Origin of the sequence: Streptomyces araujoniae, assembly GCF_050871195.1 — a bacterium.
GTDB classification, from domain to species: domain Bacteria; phylum Actinomycetota; class Actinomycetes; order Streptomycetales; family Streptomycetaceae; genus Streptomyces; species Streptomyces bacillaris.
On record NZ_CP194070.1, the window covers coordinates 3,810,583 to 3,825,876 of the forward strand.

Genomic DNA, 15,294 nt, shown 5'->3' on the forward strand with positions numbered 1-15,294 from the left:
TCCCCGCACCCAACTCATGCGAAAGGCCTCGCTCATGGGCATTCGGAGCTTGCTGCGTAAGGTGTTCGGCCGCACGGAGCAGGACGCGCCGACCACGGCCACCGTCCCGCCCCAGGCCGAGCGCACCCCGTCCACGGAGCCGGAGGCCGGGGCCACTTCGGCGGCGGCCGGGCCCGAGGCGTCCGAGCCGAAGCCCGCCGAGCCGAAGGCGTCCGAGCCGAAGGCATCGATCCCGGCCCCCGCTTCGCCCGTCGCGGAGACCACGGACAGTGACGCCGGTGCCGCGGACCTGGTGGCCGCGGCCTTCGACAAGGCCGCCACCGCCACGCCGACCGTCCCCGCCCAGGGCTCGGGCCCGGACGCGGAGCCGGAGGCGAAGCCCGTCGCGGAGCCTGTGGAGGCACCCGCTGCGGAGCCGGAGGCGAAGCCCGTCGCGGAGCCTGTGGAGGCACCCGCTGCGGAGGCGGAGGCGAAGCCCGTCGCGGAGCCGGTTGCCGATCCCGCCGCCGCCGCGCCGGTGAAGGCGGAGGAGCCGGTGAAGGCGGAGGAACCGGTCGGGACTGCTGAGCCCGCCGCCGAGCCCGTCACGGCGGAGCCCGCCACCACGCCGGAGCCCGCCCCCATCACGATCGACCTCGACCTGGACCTGGACGCCGCCCCGGTCCCGGCCGTGGCCCCCGCAGCCGAGGCCACGCCGGAGCCCGCCGCCGAGCAGGCGCCGAAGCCCGACCCGGAGCCCGTACCGGAAGCGAAGCCGGTCGCGACGACCGAGGCCGCGACCGCTCCGGAGACCACGCCGGAGCCCGCCGCCGGGGCGGCCCCTCAGCCGGAGCCCGTAGCCGCGACGCCCGAGCCGGAAGCCGCGACCGCCCCCGAAGCGGAAGCGACCGCCGCTCCGGAGCCGGAGGCCGCCCCCGAGCCCCCGGCGGCACCCACGGCGGCCGCGGGGAGCGCGGCGCCCGCGGCCACCTCCGTGACCTCGCCCGCCCCCGCCGCGAAGACCGCTCCCAAGGCCACCGCCAAGCCCGCCACCACCCTCGCCCGGGTCACCTCCCGCGCGCCGCAGCTCGTCGCCCCGTACAAGGCGGCGCAGACGGCGCTCAAGGGGCACGGGCTGACCGGGCTGCGCGCCCGCGTCTACCTGGTGCTGGACCGCTCGGGCTCGATGCGGCCGTTCTACAAGGACGGCAGCGCCCAGCACCTGGGCGACCGCGCCGTCGCGCTCGCCGCCCACCTGGACGCCGACGCCACCGTCTCCGTGGTCTTCTTCTCGACCGACATCGACGGCACCGGCACCATCGGACTGGCCGCCCACGAGGGCCGGGTCGACGAGCTGAACGCCGGTCTCGGACGGCTCGGCCGCACGAACTACCACCGCGCGATCGAGGAGATCGTGGCGGACCACGAGAAGCTGGCGGGCGAGCAGGCGCAGGACGCCGGTCCCGCCCTGGTGATCTTCCAGACGGACGGCCCGCCGGACGCCAAGCAGCTCGCCCGCCAGGCGCTGGCGGACGCGGCCCGGCTGCCGCTGTTCTTCCAGTTCGTCGCCTTCGGCGAGCAGGACGGGAAGGGCTTCGACTTCCTGCGGAGGCTGGACGCCCCCAACGCCGGCTTCTTCCACGCGGGCCCGGCCCCGCGCGAGATCGCGGACGCCGAGCTCTACCGGGAGATCCTCGCCGGGCTGCCGGCCTGGATCGCGGCGCGCGAGGAGCGCTCCGAGGGCTGATCAGCAGGCCGGTCGACGGACTGATCGACCGGCAGCCGTACGGTCACGGCGAGACCGCCGCCCCCCGGGCCCGGGACCGCCGTGACCGTACCGCCGTGGGCCACCGCGATCGACCGCACGATCGACAGCCCGAGCCCCGACCCCGGGCCCATCCGGTCGCGGCCCTCGCCCCGCCGGAACGGCTCGAAGAACCCCGCGATATCGGCCTCGGAGACCACCGGGCCGGTGTTGCGCACCACCAGGACGCCGTCCTCCGCCAGCGCGATGTCGACCGAACCGCCCGGCACGTTGTACGTCGCCGCGTTGGCCAGCAGGTTCGACACCAGCTGGGAGAGCAGCAGCCGGTTGCCCCGGACCGGACAGGGCGCCACGTCCACCCGCACCGCGGGCCGGCCCGGCCCCTCCGCCCGCGCCCCCGGCCGCCGGGCCGTCTCCTCGGCCACCACCCGGTCGAAGCGCACGTCCTCGCGCTCGTCCGCGGCCAGCCCCCGTTCGCTGCGGGCCAGCACGAGCAGCCCCTCGATGAGCCGCTCGCTGCGCCGGTTGGTGTCCAGGAGCGTCTGCCGGGTGCGGACGAGGTCGTCGGGGCTCGGATCGTCCAGCCCCACCTGGATCGCGGCGCGCTGGGTGGCGAGCGGGGTGCGCAGTTCGTGGGAGGCGTTGGCGATGAACCTGCGCTGGCTGTCGAACGCCTTCTCCAGCCGGGCCAGCAACGCGTCCAGCGTCTCGCCCAGCTCCTTCAGCTCGTCGTCGGGCCCGCTGGAGGCGATCCGCTCGTGCAGGGTCCGCTCGGAGAGGCTGCGGGCCTTGGCGGTCATCGCGTGGACGGGCCGCAGGACCCGGCCCGCGATCCACCAGCCGACGCCGACCGCGCCCGCCGTCATCACCAGGAGCGCGGCGATCGACCAGTACATGTGCTGTTTGCTGGCCGCGTCGCTGACGTGATCGGTCAGTTCGTAGACAGTGGGGCCGTCGGCTGAGCTGCGGGCGATGAACGGGCCGTTGACGGTGTAGCCGGGCGGGACGACGACGGCGGAGGCGATGGCGCGCGCCTCGGAGTCCGTACCGGCGCGGGAGGCCAGGTTGACGGTGGTGAGCAGGGCGGTGCCGAGCACGAGGAAGACCCCGCCGTACACGAGGGCTATGCGCGTCCTGATCGTCGAGTGCGGCAGCTTCGACGCGGTCACCAGCCGCCGCAGCCGGGCCCGGGGGCTCACAGCGCGTACCCGACGCCCTGGACGGTACGGATCAGCGCGGGCTCGCCCAGCTTGGCGCGGAGTTTGCTCATGCAGACGCGCACGGCTCCGGTGAAGGGGTCGGCGTTGGCGTCCCAGGCCCGTTCCAGCAGCTCTTCGGCGCTGACGGTCCCGCCGTCCGCCTCCAGGAGCAGCTGAAGCACGGTGAACTCCTTGGGCGAGAGATCCAGCTCACGCCCGTCACGGAGCGCGGAGCGCCGTACGGTGTCGAGCCGTATGCCGTGCCGTTCGAGCTGCGGCGGTACGGGGCGGGCGCTGCGGCGGCGCAGGGCGCGGACCCGGGAGACCAGCTCGGGGAACTCGAACGGCTTGCTGACGTAATCGTCGGCGCCGAGGTCGAGCCCGGCGACGCGGTCCTCCATCGTGCCGGAGGCGGTGAGCATCAGGATCCGCGTCCGGGAGCCGGAGGCGACGAGCCGCCGGGCCACGTCGTCGCCGTGGACGCGCGGAAGGTCGCGGTCGAGCACGACGACGTCGTAGTCGTGCAGCCCGAGGTAGGCGAGGGCCGCGTCCCCGCTGTAGACGGTGTCGACGGCGAAGCCGGCCCGGCGCAGCCCGGTGGCGACCAGCTCCGCGAGGATCTCCTCGTCCTCGGCGACCAGTACCCGCATGGTGATGTCCCCTGCCTCGTGCACGCTTGTCCGCTCCCTCCCAGGATGCGACTTTCCTGCGGGAAGCATTACGGGAAGGGATGTTTCGCAAAGCTCTCCACCGCCGGCCCGCCGGGGAGCACCCCCCGGGGCCCCGGTTATCGATGTGAGTGGATCTTCAACCGACCGTTAGGATTTCGACCATGGCGGCCACTGGATCCGAGAAGCAGGGGGCGACGGCGTACTACGTCTCGACCCCCATCTACTACGTCAACGACGCTCCTCACCTGGGCCACGCCTACACGACCGTCGCAGGCGACGTGCTCACGCGCTGGCACCGCCAGCGCGGCGAGAAGGTGTGGTACCTCACCGGCACGGACGAGCACGGTCAGAAGATCATGCGCACGGCCGAGGCGAACGACGTCACTCCGCAGGCTTGGTGCGACAAGCTCGTCGAGGAGGCGTGGAAGCCCCTCTGGGAGCATCTGAACATCGCGAACGACGACTTCATCCGCACGACGGAGAAGCGGCACACCGACCGGGTGCAGGAGTTCGTGCAGGACCTGTACGACAAGGGCGAGATCTACAAGGGCGGGTACGAGGGCCCGTACTGCGTGGGCTGCGAGGAGTACAAGCTCCCCGGCGATCTGATCGACGGCGAGGGCGAGTTCGCCGGTCAGAAGCTCTGCCCGATCCACAAGAAGCCGGTGGAGCTCCTCAAGGAGGAGAACTACTTCTTCAAGCTCAGCGAGTACGGCCCGAAGCTGCTGGAGTTCTACGCGGCGAACCCGGACTTCATCCAGCCCGAGTCGGCGCGCAACGAGGTCGTGAACTTCGTCGAGCAGGGTCTCCAGGACCTGTCGATCTCCCGCTCGACGTTCGACTGGGGCGTCCCGGTGCCGTGGGACCCCAAGCACGTCATCTACGTCTGGGTCGACGCGCTGCTCAACTACGCGACGGCGGTCGGGTACGGCGCCAACCAGGAGAAGTTCGACGGTACGTTCCCGGCGAACGTGCACCTGATCGGCAAGGACATCCTCCGCTTCCACTCGGTGATCTGGCCCGCGATGCTGATGGCGCAGGGCCTGCCGCTCCCCGGCAAGGTCGTCGCCAACGGCTGGCTGATGGTCGGCGGCGAGAAGATGTCCAAGTCGAACCTGACCGGCATCAAGCCGCAGGACCTGACCTCGCACTTCGGCGTGGACGCGTACCGCTGGTACTTCCTGCGGGCCATCTCGTACGGCAGCGACGGCTCGTTCTCCTGGGAGGACTTCTCCGCCCGCTACACCTCCGAGCTGGCCAACGACTACGGCAACCTCGCCTCGCGCGTGGCCGCCATGGTCGGCAAGTACTTCGGCGGGGCGCTGCCGGAGGCCACGGCCGCCGGTGACGCCGAGCGGGCCGTGCAGGAGGGCCTGGCGAAGGCCGTCGCGACGGCGGACGCGAAGATCGGCGAGGAGCTGGACTTCCAGGGCGGCATCCTGGCGATCTTCGACTTCGTGAAGCAGGTCAACGGCTACATCACGGAGCAGGAGCCGTGGAAGGTGGCCAAGGACACCACCCCGGAGGGCCAGGCCCGCCTGGCGACCATCCTCTACACGGCCGCCGAGTCGCTGCGCGGTGTCGCGGTCCTGCTGAACCCCGTGATGCCGGAGACCTCCCAGAAGCTCTGGGAGTCCCTGGGCGCCGAGGAGTCCCTGGGCGCCCTGGCCGACCAGAAGGTCCAGGACGCGGGCGTCTGGGGCACCCTGTCCGCCGGCGCGACGGTGACGAAGGGCGCGGTGCTGTTCCCGCGCCTGGAGGAGAAGCCGGCGTAGTACGTACCTGAGGGGCCCGGGACCACCGTTCGTGGTCCCGGGCCCCTGTCGTACGCGTACGGTTCCGGGTCACCGCCCCAGCGACTCCGCGTCCCCCATCACGATGACCGGGTTCATGGCCGGGTCCAGGGTGCCGAGGAGTTCCTCCATGCGGTTCTCGGGGATGGAGACGCAGCCCTGTGTGGGGCCTCCGTGGTCGACGTGGATCCAGATGCCGCCGCCGCGTTCGAGGCCGAGGGGGCGGGTGCGGTCGAGGGGGGTGACGCCCTCGGTGCGGTTGTAGTTGATCGCCACGACGTAGTCGAAGGAGCCCTCCAGGGGCTCCCCGAAGAACCCCACGCCGTCCACCGCGAACCGGGGGTGTTCGTCGTACGGGAGCAGGGCGCCCGGGTCGGGGAGGCGGCCGCCCGCGTCGGTGAGGGTGTAGACGCCCGTGGGGGACCTCAGGTCGCCCGCCACGTGGTGGTCGGTCCAGCCCTTCATCCCGTTGTGGGCGTCCCAGGGGCCGGCGACCGCCGCCCAGCCCTCCGCCGGGTCCTCGCGGGCGTACAGGACCGCACTGGACCGGTTGGCATCCACGCTCTCCCCGGTGACCACGAACGCCTGCCGGGCCTCCGCCGGGATCTCCGCCCGGGTCTGCGGCCCGAGCCCCGGGATCTCGGCCGGGCTCGGCTCCGGCGCCGGGGAGGTCAGGCGTACGGAGGCGGCGTCGGACTCCGGGCCCGCTGCGCCCTGCCCCGGGGCGCCGGCGGGGGACTTCGCGGGGGCGGAGCCGGAGGTGCAGCCGGTGAGCAGCAGGGCCAGGGCGAGGAACAGGGCGGCGAGCAGCGGTACGGGCGGGCGGAGCGGGACGGACACGGTGACGGGCTCCTCGGATGACGGCACGGCGGTGCGGCACGGGGTGCGAGAGGGGTGTCTCGGTGCCAGTTCTTGCCGCACCCGGCGCGGCCGAATCCGATCCGGGGCCATCCGGCTGTACGGCGTCGCCCCGGCCGTCCGGGTCACTCGTGCTCATGCGGCGAAACAGCCCCCGATCAGGTGATCGGGGGCTGTTTCACGTGAAACGTGCGCAGAGCGGAGCAGCCTGAGGAGGTGACGCCTACTGGTCGGCGGCCTTCTCCTGAGCGGGCTTCTCCGAGGCGCCCTTCGCCGCGACCGGCTTGCGGAGCTGGATGTTCAGCTCGCGCAGCCGGGTCTCGTCCAGCTCGGTCGGGGCGCCCATCATCAGGTCCTGGGCGTTGCCGTTGAGCGGGAAGGCGATCGTCTCGCGGATGTTGGGCTCGTCGGCGAGCAGCATCACGATGCGGTCGACGCCCGGGGCGATGCCACCGTGCGGCGGGGCGCCGAGGCGGAACGCGCGGAGCATGCCCGCGAACTCCTGCTCCACGGTCTCGCGGTCGTACCCGGCGATCTCGAAGGCCTTGAGCATCAGCTCGGGCTCGTGGTTACGGATGGCGCCCGAGGACAGCTCGATGCCGTTGCAGACGATGTCGTACTGCCAGGCGAGGATGTCCAGCGGGTCCTTCTCCTCCAGGTCGGCCAGGCCGCCCTGGGGCATCGAGAAGGGGTTGTGCGAGAAGTCGATCTTCCCGGTCTCCTCGTCCTTCTCGTACATCGGGAAGTCGACGATCCAGCAGAACCGGAAGACGCCCTCCTCGAAGTGGCCCGCGCGCTTGGCGGCCTCGACCCGGACGGCCGACATGATCTTGGAGACCTCGCCGAACTCGCCCGCGCCGAAGAAGACCGCGTGGCCCGGGACCAGCGAGAGGCGCTCGGTCAGCGTCTTGACGTCGGTCTCGGTGAGGAACTTGGCGATCGGTCCGGCCAGCGTGCCGTCCTCGCCCACGCGCACCCAGGCCAGGCCCTTGGCGCCGTGCTCGACGGCGTACTCACCGAGGCCGTCGAAGAACTTGCGGGACTGCCCGGCGGTGTCCGGCACCGGCAGCGCGCGGACGTGCTTGCCCGCGAACGCCTTGAAACCGGAGTCGGCGAAGACGTCCGAGATGTCGACCAGCTCCAGCTTGGCCCGCAGGTCCGGCTTGTCGTTGCCGTACTTCAGCATCGACTCGCGGAACGGGATGCGCGGGAACGGAGAGGTGACCTCACGGCCGTTGCCGAACTCGGTGAACAGCTCGGTCATCAGCTTCTCGATCGGCTGGAAGACGTCCTCCTGCTCGACGAAGGACATCTCCACGTCGAGCTGGTAGAACTCGCCCGGCGAACGGTCGGCGCGGGCGTCCTCGTCGCGGAAGCAGGGCGCGATCTGGAAGTAGCGGTCGAAGCCCGAGATCATCAGCAGCTGCTTGAACTGCTGCGGGGCCTGCGGCAGCGCGTAGAACTTGCCGGGGTTCAGCCGGGACGGGACGACGAAGTCACGGGCGCCCTCGGGGGAGGTCGCGGTGAGGATCGGGGTCGCCATCTCGTTGAAGCCGAGGGCCACCATCTTGGAGCGGATGGCGGCGATCACGGCCGAGCGCAGCATGATGTTGCGGTGCATGCGCTCGCGGCGCAGGTCGAGGAAGCGGTACTCCAGGCGCCGCTCCTCGTTGACGCCGTCCTCGGTGTTGATCGTGAAGGGCAGCGGGGCCGCCTCACCGAGCACCTCGACCTCGGTGACCTCGATCTCGATCTCACCGGTCGGCAGCTCCGGGTTGACGTTCTCGGCGCCGCGCGCGGAGACCTTGCCGTCGATGCGGACGACGGTCTCCTTGGTCAGCTTCGCCAGGGCCTCGTTACCGGGGGTGCCGGGACGGGCGACGAGCTGCACCAGACCGTAGTGGTCGCGCAGATCGATGAAGAGGATGCCGCCCAGGTCTCGGCGATTGTGCAGCCAGCCGCTCAGCCGGACGTCGGTGCCGACGTCAGAGGCGCGGAGCTCGCCGCAGGTGTGGGACCTGTACCGATGCATCGTCGTTCATCCAGTCTTCGCGATTCGGGGTGGATTGAGCCTCCCCAGGCTACCGCCCGGGGCCGGGCCCCTTCATTTCGCTTTCCCGCCCGCCCCCGGCGGCGGACCGCGCGCGGCGCCCCCTCGGTGGCGTACGGAGAGCAGATCTTCCTAAAGTGGGGCAATGCGCACCGAGGATGTCCTGGCCGCGATCGCGACAGGCCTGTGGCGCTGGGACAACGCAGCCGGCACGGTCACGCTCGACGCGGAGGCGGCCCGGCTGCTCGGGCTGCCCCCCGAGCCCGGCGTCTACCGGGAGGCGGCGGTGCGCTCCCGGTTCCACCCGGTCGACTGGAACGAGATCTACGGGGTCGTGAACCTGGCCGTCACGGAGGGCACCCTCGCCGAGGCCCGGCTGCGGATCGTCGACGAGCGGGGCCAGGTGCTCCGCACCGTACGCAGCCGCTCCAAGCCGGTCGTCCCGGCGGACGGGGACACCGAGAGCTATGTCCTGATCGGCACGCTCCAGGAGGTCGCGGAACCCCAGCCGGGCTCGTCCGCAGCGGACACCCCCATCACCGGGGACTGGCGCCGCTCCCGGGAGGCGTTCCTGCTGGACGCCGGGCGGGCGCTGGCCGAGGCCCGGTCCACGGAGGAGGTGCTGCGGGTCGCGGCCTCCCTCTCCATGCCCGGCTTCTCCCCGGACGGGCTCGCGGTCTTCGGCGTCGCGGGCGAGCGGCTGACGATCATCGGCCACCACGGGCAGAGCGCGGGCGAGGAGGACCCCTTCACCGACATGCCCCTGGACACCGACTACCCGGCCGCCGAGGCGGTCCGCACGGGCCGCGCGATCTACCTCCCCTCCCCCGAGGAGTACCGCCGCCGCTACCCCGCCACCTGGCCCCTCGCCCGCCGGTTCGGCCGGCGGTCGTGGGCGTACCTCCCGCTCGTCTCCTCGGGCCGCACGATGGGCGCCTGGATGGCCGGGTTCCAGCACCCCGTGCGCTTCTCGCCGGACGAGCGCGCGGTGCTCTCGACGGTGGCCCGGATGCTGGCCCAGGCGCTGGCCCGCGCCGGGGTCGCGGAGACCGAACGGGAGCTGTCGCTCGGCCTCCAGCGCTCGATGATGCCGACGCTGGGGCCGGACATCCCCGGGATGACGGTGGCCGCGCGGTACGTGCCGACCGGCGGCGGACTCCAGGTGGGCGGTGACTGGTACGACATGATCCCGCTGCCCAACGGCCGGATCGCCCTGATCATCGGTGACGTCCAGGGCCATGACGTACGGGCCGCCGGGCTGATGGGCCAGCTCCGCATCGCCCTGCGCGCGTACGCCTCCGAGGGCCACCGCCCGGACGCGGTGCTCTCCCGGGCCTCGCGCTTCCTCTCCGGGCTGACCGACGGGTACGAGGGGGTGGCGGGCGACGACGAGCCCGCCGCGCCCCGCTTCGCGACCTGCCTGTACGCCGAGGTGGACCCGGACGCCGGGACCCTGGACATCGCCCGGGCGGGCCATCCGGACCCGGTGGTGGTGAGCGCCGACGGCACGGCGGTGATCCGGCAGACGGCGGGCGGGCTGCCGCTCGGCATCGAGACGGACTCCGACTACCCCACTACCCGGGTCGTCCTGGAGCCGGGTGAAACGATCATGCTCTGCACGGACGGGCTCATCGAGACCGGCGGCCACGACATGGCCACCGGCTGGACCCGGCTGCGCCCGGTCCTGGAGGAGCCCAGAGAGGACCTGGAGGAGCTGGCCGACGCCCTGGTCCAGGCCGTGCACGGGCCGACCTCGCACTACACGACCGGGCCGCTCGCCGACCGCCGCGAGGACGACATCGCGGTGCTGGTGCTGCGGCGGGAGAGCGGCCGGGCGCCGGAGACTCCGGCCCGCCGCAGCGTGCTGACCATCGCGCAGGCCGAGCCCGAGCGGATCTCGGTGGGCCGCCAGCTCGTACGGGAGCTGCTGCACGACTGGAAGGACCCCGAGCAGGTCGACTCGGCGGTCCTGATGGTCTCGGAGATGGCCACCAACGTGCTGGTCCACACGGACGGGGACGCGCTGATGGCGGCGGAGGTGTCCGGGGAGCGGGGCGAGCGGCGGCTGCGCGTGGAGGTGGCCGACGCCAGCGACGAGCTGCCGCACAAACGGCGGCCGGGGGAGATGGCGTCCAGCGGGCGGGGGCTGGTGCTGATGGAGATGCTGGCCGACGCGTGGGGGGTGGATCCGCGGGGGGAGGGGAAGTCGATCTGGTTCGAGCTGTACGAGGGGGGTGGGGCGGGGGTGTAGGCCCGGGTGGGTGCGGGGCCCTGATGGCTGCGGGCCCCCGCCGTGAGGGTTCCGTCCTCAAACGCCGGACGGGCTGGGGTGGCTGCCCGACGGGTCGGATGGGGGCTCGGGAGACGGGGGCGGGTTTCCGTAGCCCCGGCGCAGCTCCCCCAGGACCCCGAAGGCCGCCGCGCAGAGGGGGACCGCCAGCAGCATGCCGAGGAGGCCGGCGACGCTCGCCCCGGCCGTCAGCGCCACCATGATCATCGCGGGGTGCATCTGCACCGTCCGGCTCTGGATCACCGGCTGGAGCACATGCCCCTCCAGCACCTGGACCGCGAGCACCACCCCCAGCGCCCAGAGCGCGATCACGAACCCCCGGTCGGCCAGCGCGACCAGCACGGCGACCGCGCCGGAGATGAAGGCCCCGAGGTACGGGATGTAGGCGCCGACGAAGACCAGCGCGCCCAGCCCCACCGCCCCCGGCACGTCCAGGATCAGCAGGCCCACCGTGATGCAGACGGCGTCGATCAGCGCGATGAACGTGGTGCCGCGCATGAACCCCTCGACGGCCTCGAACGCCCGCCGCCCCATCGCCTCCACCAGGTCACCGGTGCCGCGCGGGGCCACCGAGTGGGCGAGGTGGACGGCCCGGTCGGAGTCGCGCAGGAAGAAGAAGGTCAGCAGGAGCGCCAGCACGCTGGTCGCCACCAGGGTGCCGACCAGGCTGATCCCGCTGAGCAGACCGCCCGCGGCGCTCGCTCCGAACCGGTCGACCAGGTTCTTGGCGTTGTCGGCGAGGCTGTCGACGTCGGTGTTGCCGCCGATGTCCAGGTGGTCGACGACCCACTGTCCGGCGTCCTTGAGGGAGCGGACGATCTGGTCACCGGAGTCGACGAGGGCGGTGACCACGATGTACCCGGCCCCGCCCACCACCGCGACCAGCGCCGCGCAGGTGAGCCCGGCGGCCAGTGAGCGGTTGAGCCTGCGGGCGATGAGCCAGCGGTGCACGGGGCCGAGCAGCGCGGTGCCGAGGAGGGCGAGCAGCACCGGTGTGACCGCGGTCTTGAGGGCGACGACCAGCCAGATCCCGACGGCGGCGACCCCCACGACCAGCAGGACGACACCGCACCAGGCGGCCGTGCGGCGGGCGCCTTCGGGCAGGAGGGGCTTGGAAGCGGGCACCCTCCCACCCGATCACGGCCCGGACGGCCGGGCCCGCCGACGTACACCGCGCGGGTGACGCGCCGTCACCTGACGCGGCGCCCGTCTCCGTACGCCGTACGCCCCATACGGTGACGTCACACGTCGTGCACGGCGGGCCCCCTCACGGAGGCACGGCCGTGCACGACGTGTCCCAGCGGAGCGTCACATGCCGTGGACAGCCGGGACGGTCCCCAGGCGGCCCGCCTGGAAGTCCTCGAAGGCCTGCTTCAGCTCGGCCTGGCTGTTCATCACGAACGGCCCGTAGTGCGCCATCGGCTCCCGGATCGGGCGGCCGCCCAGAAGGACGACCTCCAGGTCCGGGGTGTGGCCGTCCTGCTTCTCGTCCGCGCGGACGGTCAGCGAGGAGCCGCTGCCGAACACCGCGGTCTGCCCGAGGTGGATGGGCCGGCGCTCCTGGCCGACCGAGCCGCGCCCGGCCATCACGTACGCGAGTCCGTTGAAGTCCTCGCGCCAGGGCAGGGTCACCTCGGCGCCGGGCCGGACGGTGGCGTGGATCATCGTGATCGGGGTGTGGGTGATGCCGGGCCCCTGGTGTCCGTCCAGCTCACCGGCGATGACGCGGAGCAGTGCGCCACCGTCCGGGGAGGCGAGGAGCTGGACCTCGCCACCGCGGATGTCCTGGTAGCGCGGGTTCATCATCTTGTCGGCCTTGGGCAGGTTCACCCAGAGCTGGAGGCCGTGGAAGAGCCCGCCGGACAGGACGAGCGACTCCGGCGGCGCCTCGATGTGCAGCAGGCCGGACCCGGGAGCGCGTCCGGGCGCGCACCCCGGCGTACACATGGCGTTTTCCCACCCCGCCGACGAGGGCGCGGAGCCACCGCGCGGACAGCGGGAGGACACCGCGCGAAGAGCGCGAGGACGCCGCCCCGACAGCGCGAAGGCCCGCGCCGAAAGCGGCGCAGGCCCTCACCCGTACAAGAAGACCGCAGGTCAGCGACGTGCGGACGCGGAACCCCTACCCGTACATCCGCCGCATCGCGAAGTCGACCATCTGCTCGACCGCCTTGGCGTCGAAGACCATACGGTGATCACCCTCCATGTCCAGGACGAAGCCGTACCCCGTGGGCAGCAGGTCGATCACCTCGGCGCCGGTGATCACGAAGTACTTGGACTCCTTGCCCGCGTACCGCCGCAGCTCCTTGAGCGTGGTGAACATCGGGATCACGGGCTGCTGCGTGTTGTGCAGCGCCAGGAAGCCGGGGTTGTCGCCGCGCGGGCAGTAGACCTTCGACGTGGCGAAGATCTGCTGGAAGTCCTCGGCGGAGAGGGAGCCGGTGGTGAAGGCCCGGACCGCGTCGGCCAGGGAGGGCGGGGAGGGCTCGGGATACAGCGGCTGTTCCCCGTAGCCGCCGCCCATCTGACCCATCTGGCCCATCTGACCCATCTGCTGCTGAGCACCAGGGTTCTGGTCGTAGCCGTACATGCTGCAAAGAGTAATCGGACACATCTACGGCCTGAGGGGTTGCGCCTTATTACTGACGGGTAGCATCATCGGAGAGGTCAGCTGATACACCCGCGTCTGCCTGTACCGAATGCCTGCCTGTCGCCCGACCCGCATCACTCCCCGGGGCGCTGCGCGCCACTGCTATTGATTACGGAGCCTTCCCATGGGGCACTACAAGTCGAATCTCCGCGACATCGAGTTCAACCTCTTCGAGGTGCTCGGGCGCGACAAGGTGTACGGCACCGGTCCGTTCGCGGAGATGGACGTCGACACCGCGAAGAGCATCCTGGAGGAGGTCGCCCGTCTCGCGGAGAACGAGCTGGCCGACTCCTTCGCCGACGCCGACCGGAACCCGCCGGTCTTCGACCCGGAGACCAACACCGCGCCGGTCCCGGAGAGCTTCAAGAAGTCGTACCAGTCCTTCATGGACTCGGAGTACTGGCGCCTGGGCCTGCCCGAGGAGATCGGCGGCACCACCTCGCCCCGCTCCCTGATCTGGGGCTACGCGGAGCTGCTGCTCGGCTCGAACCCGGCCGTGTGGATGTACTCCTCCGGCCCGGCGTTCGCCGGCATCCTCTTCGAGGAGGGCACGGAGGAGCAGAAGAAGGTCGCGGAGATCGCCGTCGAGAAGCAGTGGGGCTCGACGATGGTGCTGACCGAGCCGGACGCCGGCTCCGACGTCGGCGCCGGGCGGACGAAGGCCGTGCAGCAGGAGGACGGCTCCTGGCACATCGAGGGTGTGAAGCGCTTCATCACCTCGGGCGAGCACGACATGTCCGAGAACATCCTCCACTACGTGCTGGCCCGCCCCGAGGGCGCCGGCCCCGGCACCAAGGGCCTCTCCCTCTTCCTGGTCCCGAAGTACCACTTCGACTGGACCACCGGTGAGCTGGGCGAGCGCAACGGTGTGTACGCGACGAACGTCGAGCACAAGATGGGCCTCAAGGCCTCCAACACCTGCGAGATGACCTTCGGCGACCGCCACCCCGCCAAGGGCTGGCTCATCGGCGACAAGCACGACGGCATCCGCCAGATGTTCCGCATCATCGAGTTCGCCCGCATGATGGTCGGCACGAAGGCCATCGCCACGCTCTCCACGGGCTACCTGAACGCGCTGGAGTACGCCAAGGAGCGCGTCCAGGGCACCGACCTGTCGCAGTTCATGGACAAGACGGCGCCCAAGGTCACCATCACGCACCACCCCGACGTACGCCGCTCGCTCATGACGCAGAAGGCGTACGCCGAGGGCATGCGCTCCCTCGTGCTGTACACGGCCACCGTCCAGGACGCGATCCAGGAGAAGGAGACCGCGGGCGAGGACGCCAAGGCGCTCAACGGCCTCAACGACCTGCTGCTCCCGATCGTGAAGGGGTACGGCTCCGAGAAGTCCTACGAGCAGCTGGCGCAGTCGCTCCAGACCTTCGGCGGCTCCGGCTACCTCCAGGAGTACCCGGTCGAGCAGTACATCCGGGACGCCAAGATCGACACCCTCTACGAGGGCACGACGGCGATCCAGGGCCAGGACTTCTTCTTCCGGAAGATCGTCCGCGACCAGGGCGCCTCGCTCAACACGCTCTCCGAGGAGATCAAGAAGTTCCTCGCGGGCGCCCAGGGCAACGAGGAGCTGGCCCCCGCGCTGGACTCCCTCGCCAAGGCGGCGGTGGACCTGGAGGCGATCGTCGGCGCGATGATCACCGACCTCACCGCCACCGGCGAGGACGTCAAGAACATCTACAAGGTCGGCCTGAACACGACCCGCCTGCTGATGGCCTCCGGCGATGTCGTCGTCGGCTATCTGCTCCTCAAGGGCGCGGCCGTGGCCGCCGAGAAGCTGCCGACCGCCTCCGCCAAGGACGTCGCCTTCTACCGGGGCAAGATCGCCGCCGCGAAGTTCTTCGCCGCGAACGTCCTGCCGGGCCTCTCGACGGAGCGCGCGCTCGCCGAGAACATCGACAACTCGCTGATGGAGCTGGACGAGGCCGCCTTCTAGGTCCCGCCCGCACCGCTGGTACGCGAGCGCCGTCATCCGGACATCCCGTCCGGGTGGCGGCGCTCGCGTTTCGGCCGGACGGGACGGG

At 71.5% G+C, this 15,294-nt stretch carries 10 protein-coding genes and 1 pseudogene; 4 read left to right on the top strand and 7 right to left on the bottom strand.

The genetic code is table 11. The annotated features are described in order from the left end of the window. Positions 1-34: 34 nt before the first annotated feature. Complete coding sequence (locus ACQ9ZG_RS16125; protein ID WP_499280725.1) at positions 35-1,726, top strand: VWA domain-containing protein; 1,692 nt, start codon at positions 35-37, stop codon at positions 1,724-1,726. Here ACQ9ZG_RS16125 and ACQ9ZG_RS16130 read toward each other — a convergent pair. Together ACQ9ZG_RS16130 and ACQ9ZG_RS16135 are read right to left on the bottom strand one after the other, a co-directional pair. After that, a complete protein-coding gene (locus tag ACQ9ZG_RS16130) occupies positions 1,660-2,943 on the bottom strand; it encodes a sensor histidine kinase (protein ID WP_181398055.1) in 1,284 nt (427 codons plus the stop codon). The two genes, ACQ9ZG_RS16125 and ACQ9ZG_RS16130, sit on opposite strands and share 67 nt — an antisense overlap. Further along, positions 2,940-3,593 (bottom strand): response regulator transcription factor, encoded by a 654-nt coding sequence (locus tag ACQ9ZG_RS16135; protein WP_026237833.1) that lies wholly within the window; start codon positions 3,591-3,593, stop codon positions 2,940-2,942. The genes ACQ9ZG_RS16130 and ACQ9ZG_RS16135 overlap by 4 nt, the downstream gene beginning before the upstream one ends. A gap of 182 nt (positions 3,594-3,775) precedes the next feature. Here ACQ9ZG_RS16135 and metG point away from each other — a divergent pair, with 182 nt between their 5' ends. Next, positions 3,776-5,389 (top strand): methionine--tRNA ligase, encoded by a 1,614-nt coding sequence (metG, locus tag ACQ9ZG_RS16140; RefSeq protein WP_028415871.1) that lies wholly within the window; start codon positions 3,776-3,778, stop codon positions 5,387-5,389. Positions 5,390-5,458: 69 nt separating this feature from the next. Here the strand turns inward: metG and ACQ9ZG_RS16145 are convergent, their stop codons facing one another. Continuing rightward, on the bottom strand, positions 5,459-6,247 hold the full coding sequence (locus ACQ9ZG_RS16145) for a L,D-transpeptidase family protein (protein WP_028415870.1): 789 nt from the start codon (positions 6,245-6,247) through the stop codon (positions 5,459-5,461). A 241-nt stretch (positions 6,248-6,488) separates the two neighbouring features. After that, positions 6,489-8,297, bottom strand: a complete 1,809-nt coding sequence (gene aspS, locus ACQ9ZG_RS16150; RefSeq protein WP_109914211.1) for an aspartate--tRNA ligase — start codon at positions 8,295-8,297, stop codon at positions 6,489-6,491. 163 nt (positions 8,298-8,460) lie between these two features. Between aspS and ACQ9ZG_RS16155 the strand changes: the two genes are divergently transcribed. Next, complete coding sequence (locus ACQ9ZG_RS16155; RefSeq protein ID WP_499280726.1) at positions 8,461-10,566, top strand: ATP-binding SpoIIE family protein phosphatase; 2,106 nt, start codon at positions 8,461-8,463, stop codon at positions 10,564-10,566. A 57-nt stretch (positions 10,567-10,623) separates the two neighbouring features. On the opposite strand, the gene ACQ9ZG_RS16160 is transcribed toward ACQ9ZG_RS16155, so the two are convergent. The 3 genes and pseudogenes from ACQ9ZG_RS16160 to ACQ9ZG_RS16170 all read right to left on the bottom strand — a co-directional run bounded on the left by ACQ9ZG_RS16160 (position 10,624) and on the right by ACQ9ZG_RS16170 (position 13,195). After that, positions 10,624-11,730, bottom strand: coding sequence for an AI-2E family transporter (locus tag ACQ9ZG_RS16160; protein ID WP_084993900.1), 1,107 nt, complete (start codon positions 11,728-11,730; stop codon positions 10,624-10,626). Positions 11,731-11,913: 183 nt separating this feature from the next. Further along, positions 11,914-12,516 (bottom strand): annotated as a pseudogene (locus tag ACQ9ZG_RS16165) (pirin family protein); the annotation flags it as partial. A 211-nt stretch (positions 12,517-12,727) separates the two neighbouring features. Further along, the gene (locus tag ACQ9ZG_RS16170; protein WP_006125898.1) at positions 12,728-13,195 is read right to left on the bottom strand and encodes an SseB family protein; all 468 of its coding nucleotides are present in this window, start codon (positions 13,193-13,195) and stop codon (positions 12,728-12,730) included. Between the two features lie 184 nt (positions 13,196-13,379). Here ACQ9ZG_RS16170 and ACQ9ZG_RS16175 point away from each other — a divergent pair, with 184 nt between their 5' ends. Then, entirely contained in the window at positions 13,380-15,206 is a 1,827-nt protein-coding gene (locus tag ACQ9ZG_RS16175) for an acyl-CoA dehydrogenase (protein WP_109916469.1), read from the top strand. The last annotated feature ends 88 nt before the right edge of the window (positions 15,207-15,294 follow it).

Coding starts and splice junctions, on each gene's coding strand:
- ACQ9ZG_RS16125 (WP_499280725.1), top strand. CDS start 35: ATGGGCATTCGGAGCTTGCTGCGTAAGGTGTTCGGCCGCACGGAGCAG.
- ACQ9ZG_RS16135 (WP_026237833.1), bottom strand. CDS start 3,593: ATGCGGGTACTGGTCGCCGAGGACGAGGAGATCCTCGCGGAGCTGGTC.
- metG (WP_028415871.1), top strand. CDS start 3,776: ATGGCGGCCACTGGATCCGAGAAGCAGGGGGCGACGGCGTACTACGTC.
- aspS (WP_109914211.1), bottom strand. CDS start 8,297: ATGCATCGGTACAGGTCCCACACCTGCGGCGAGCTCCGCGCCTCTGAC.
- ACQ9ZG_RS16155 (WP_499280726.1), top strand. CDS start 8,461: ATGCGCACCGAGGATGTCCTGGCCGCGATCGCGACAGGCCTGTGGCGC.
- ACQ9ZG_RS16170 (WP_006125898.1), bottom strand. CDS start 13,195: ATGTACGGCTACGACCAGAACCCTGGTGCTCAGCAGCAGATGGGTCAG.
- ACQ9ZG_RS16175 (WP_109916469.1), top strand. CDS start 13,380: ATGGGGCACTACAAGTCGAATCTCCGCGACATCGAGTTCAACCTCTTC.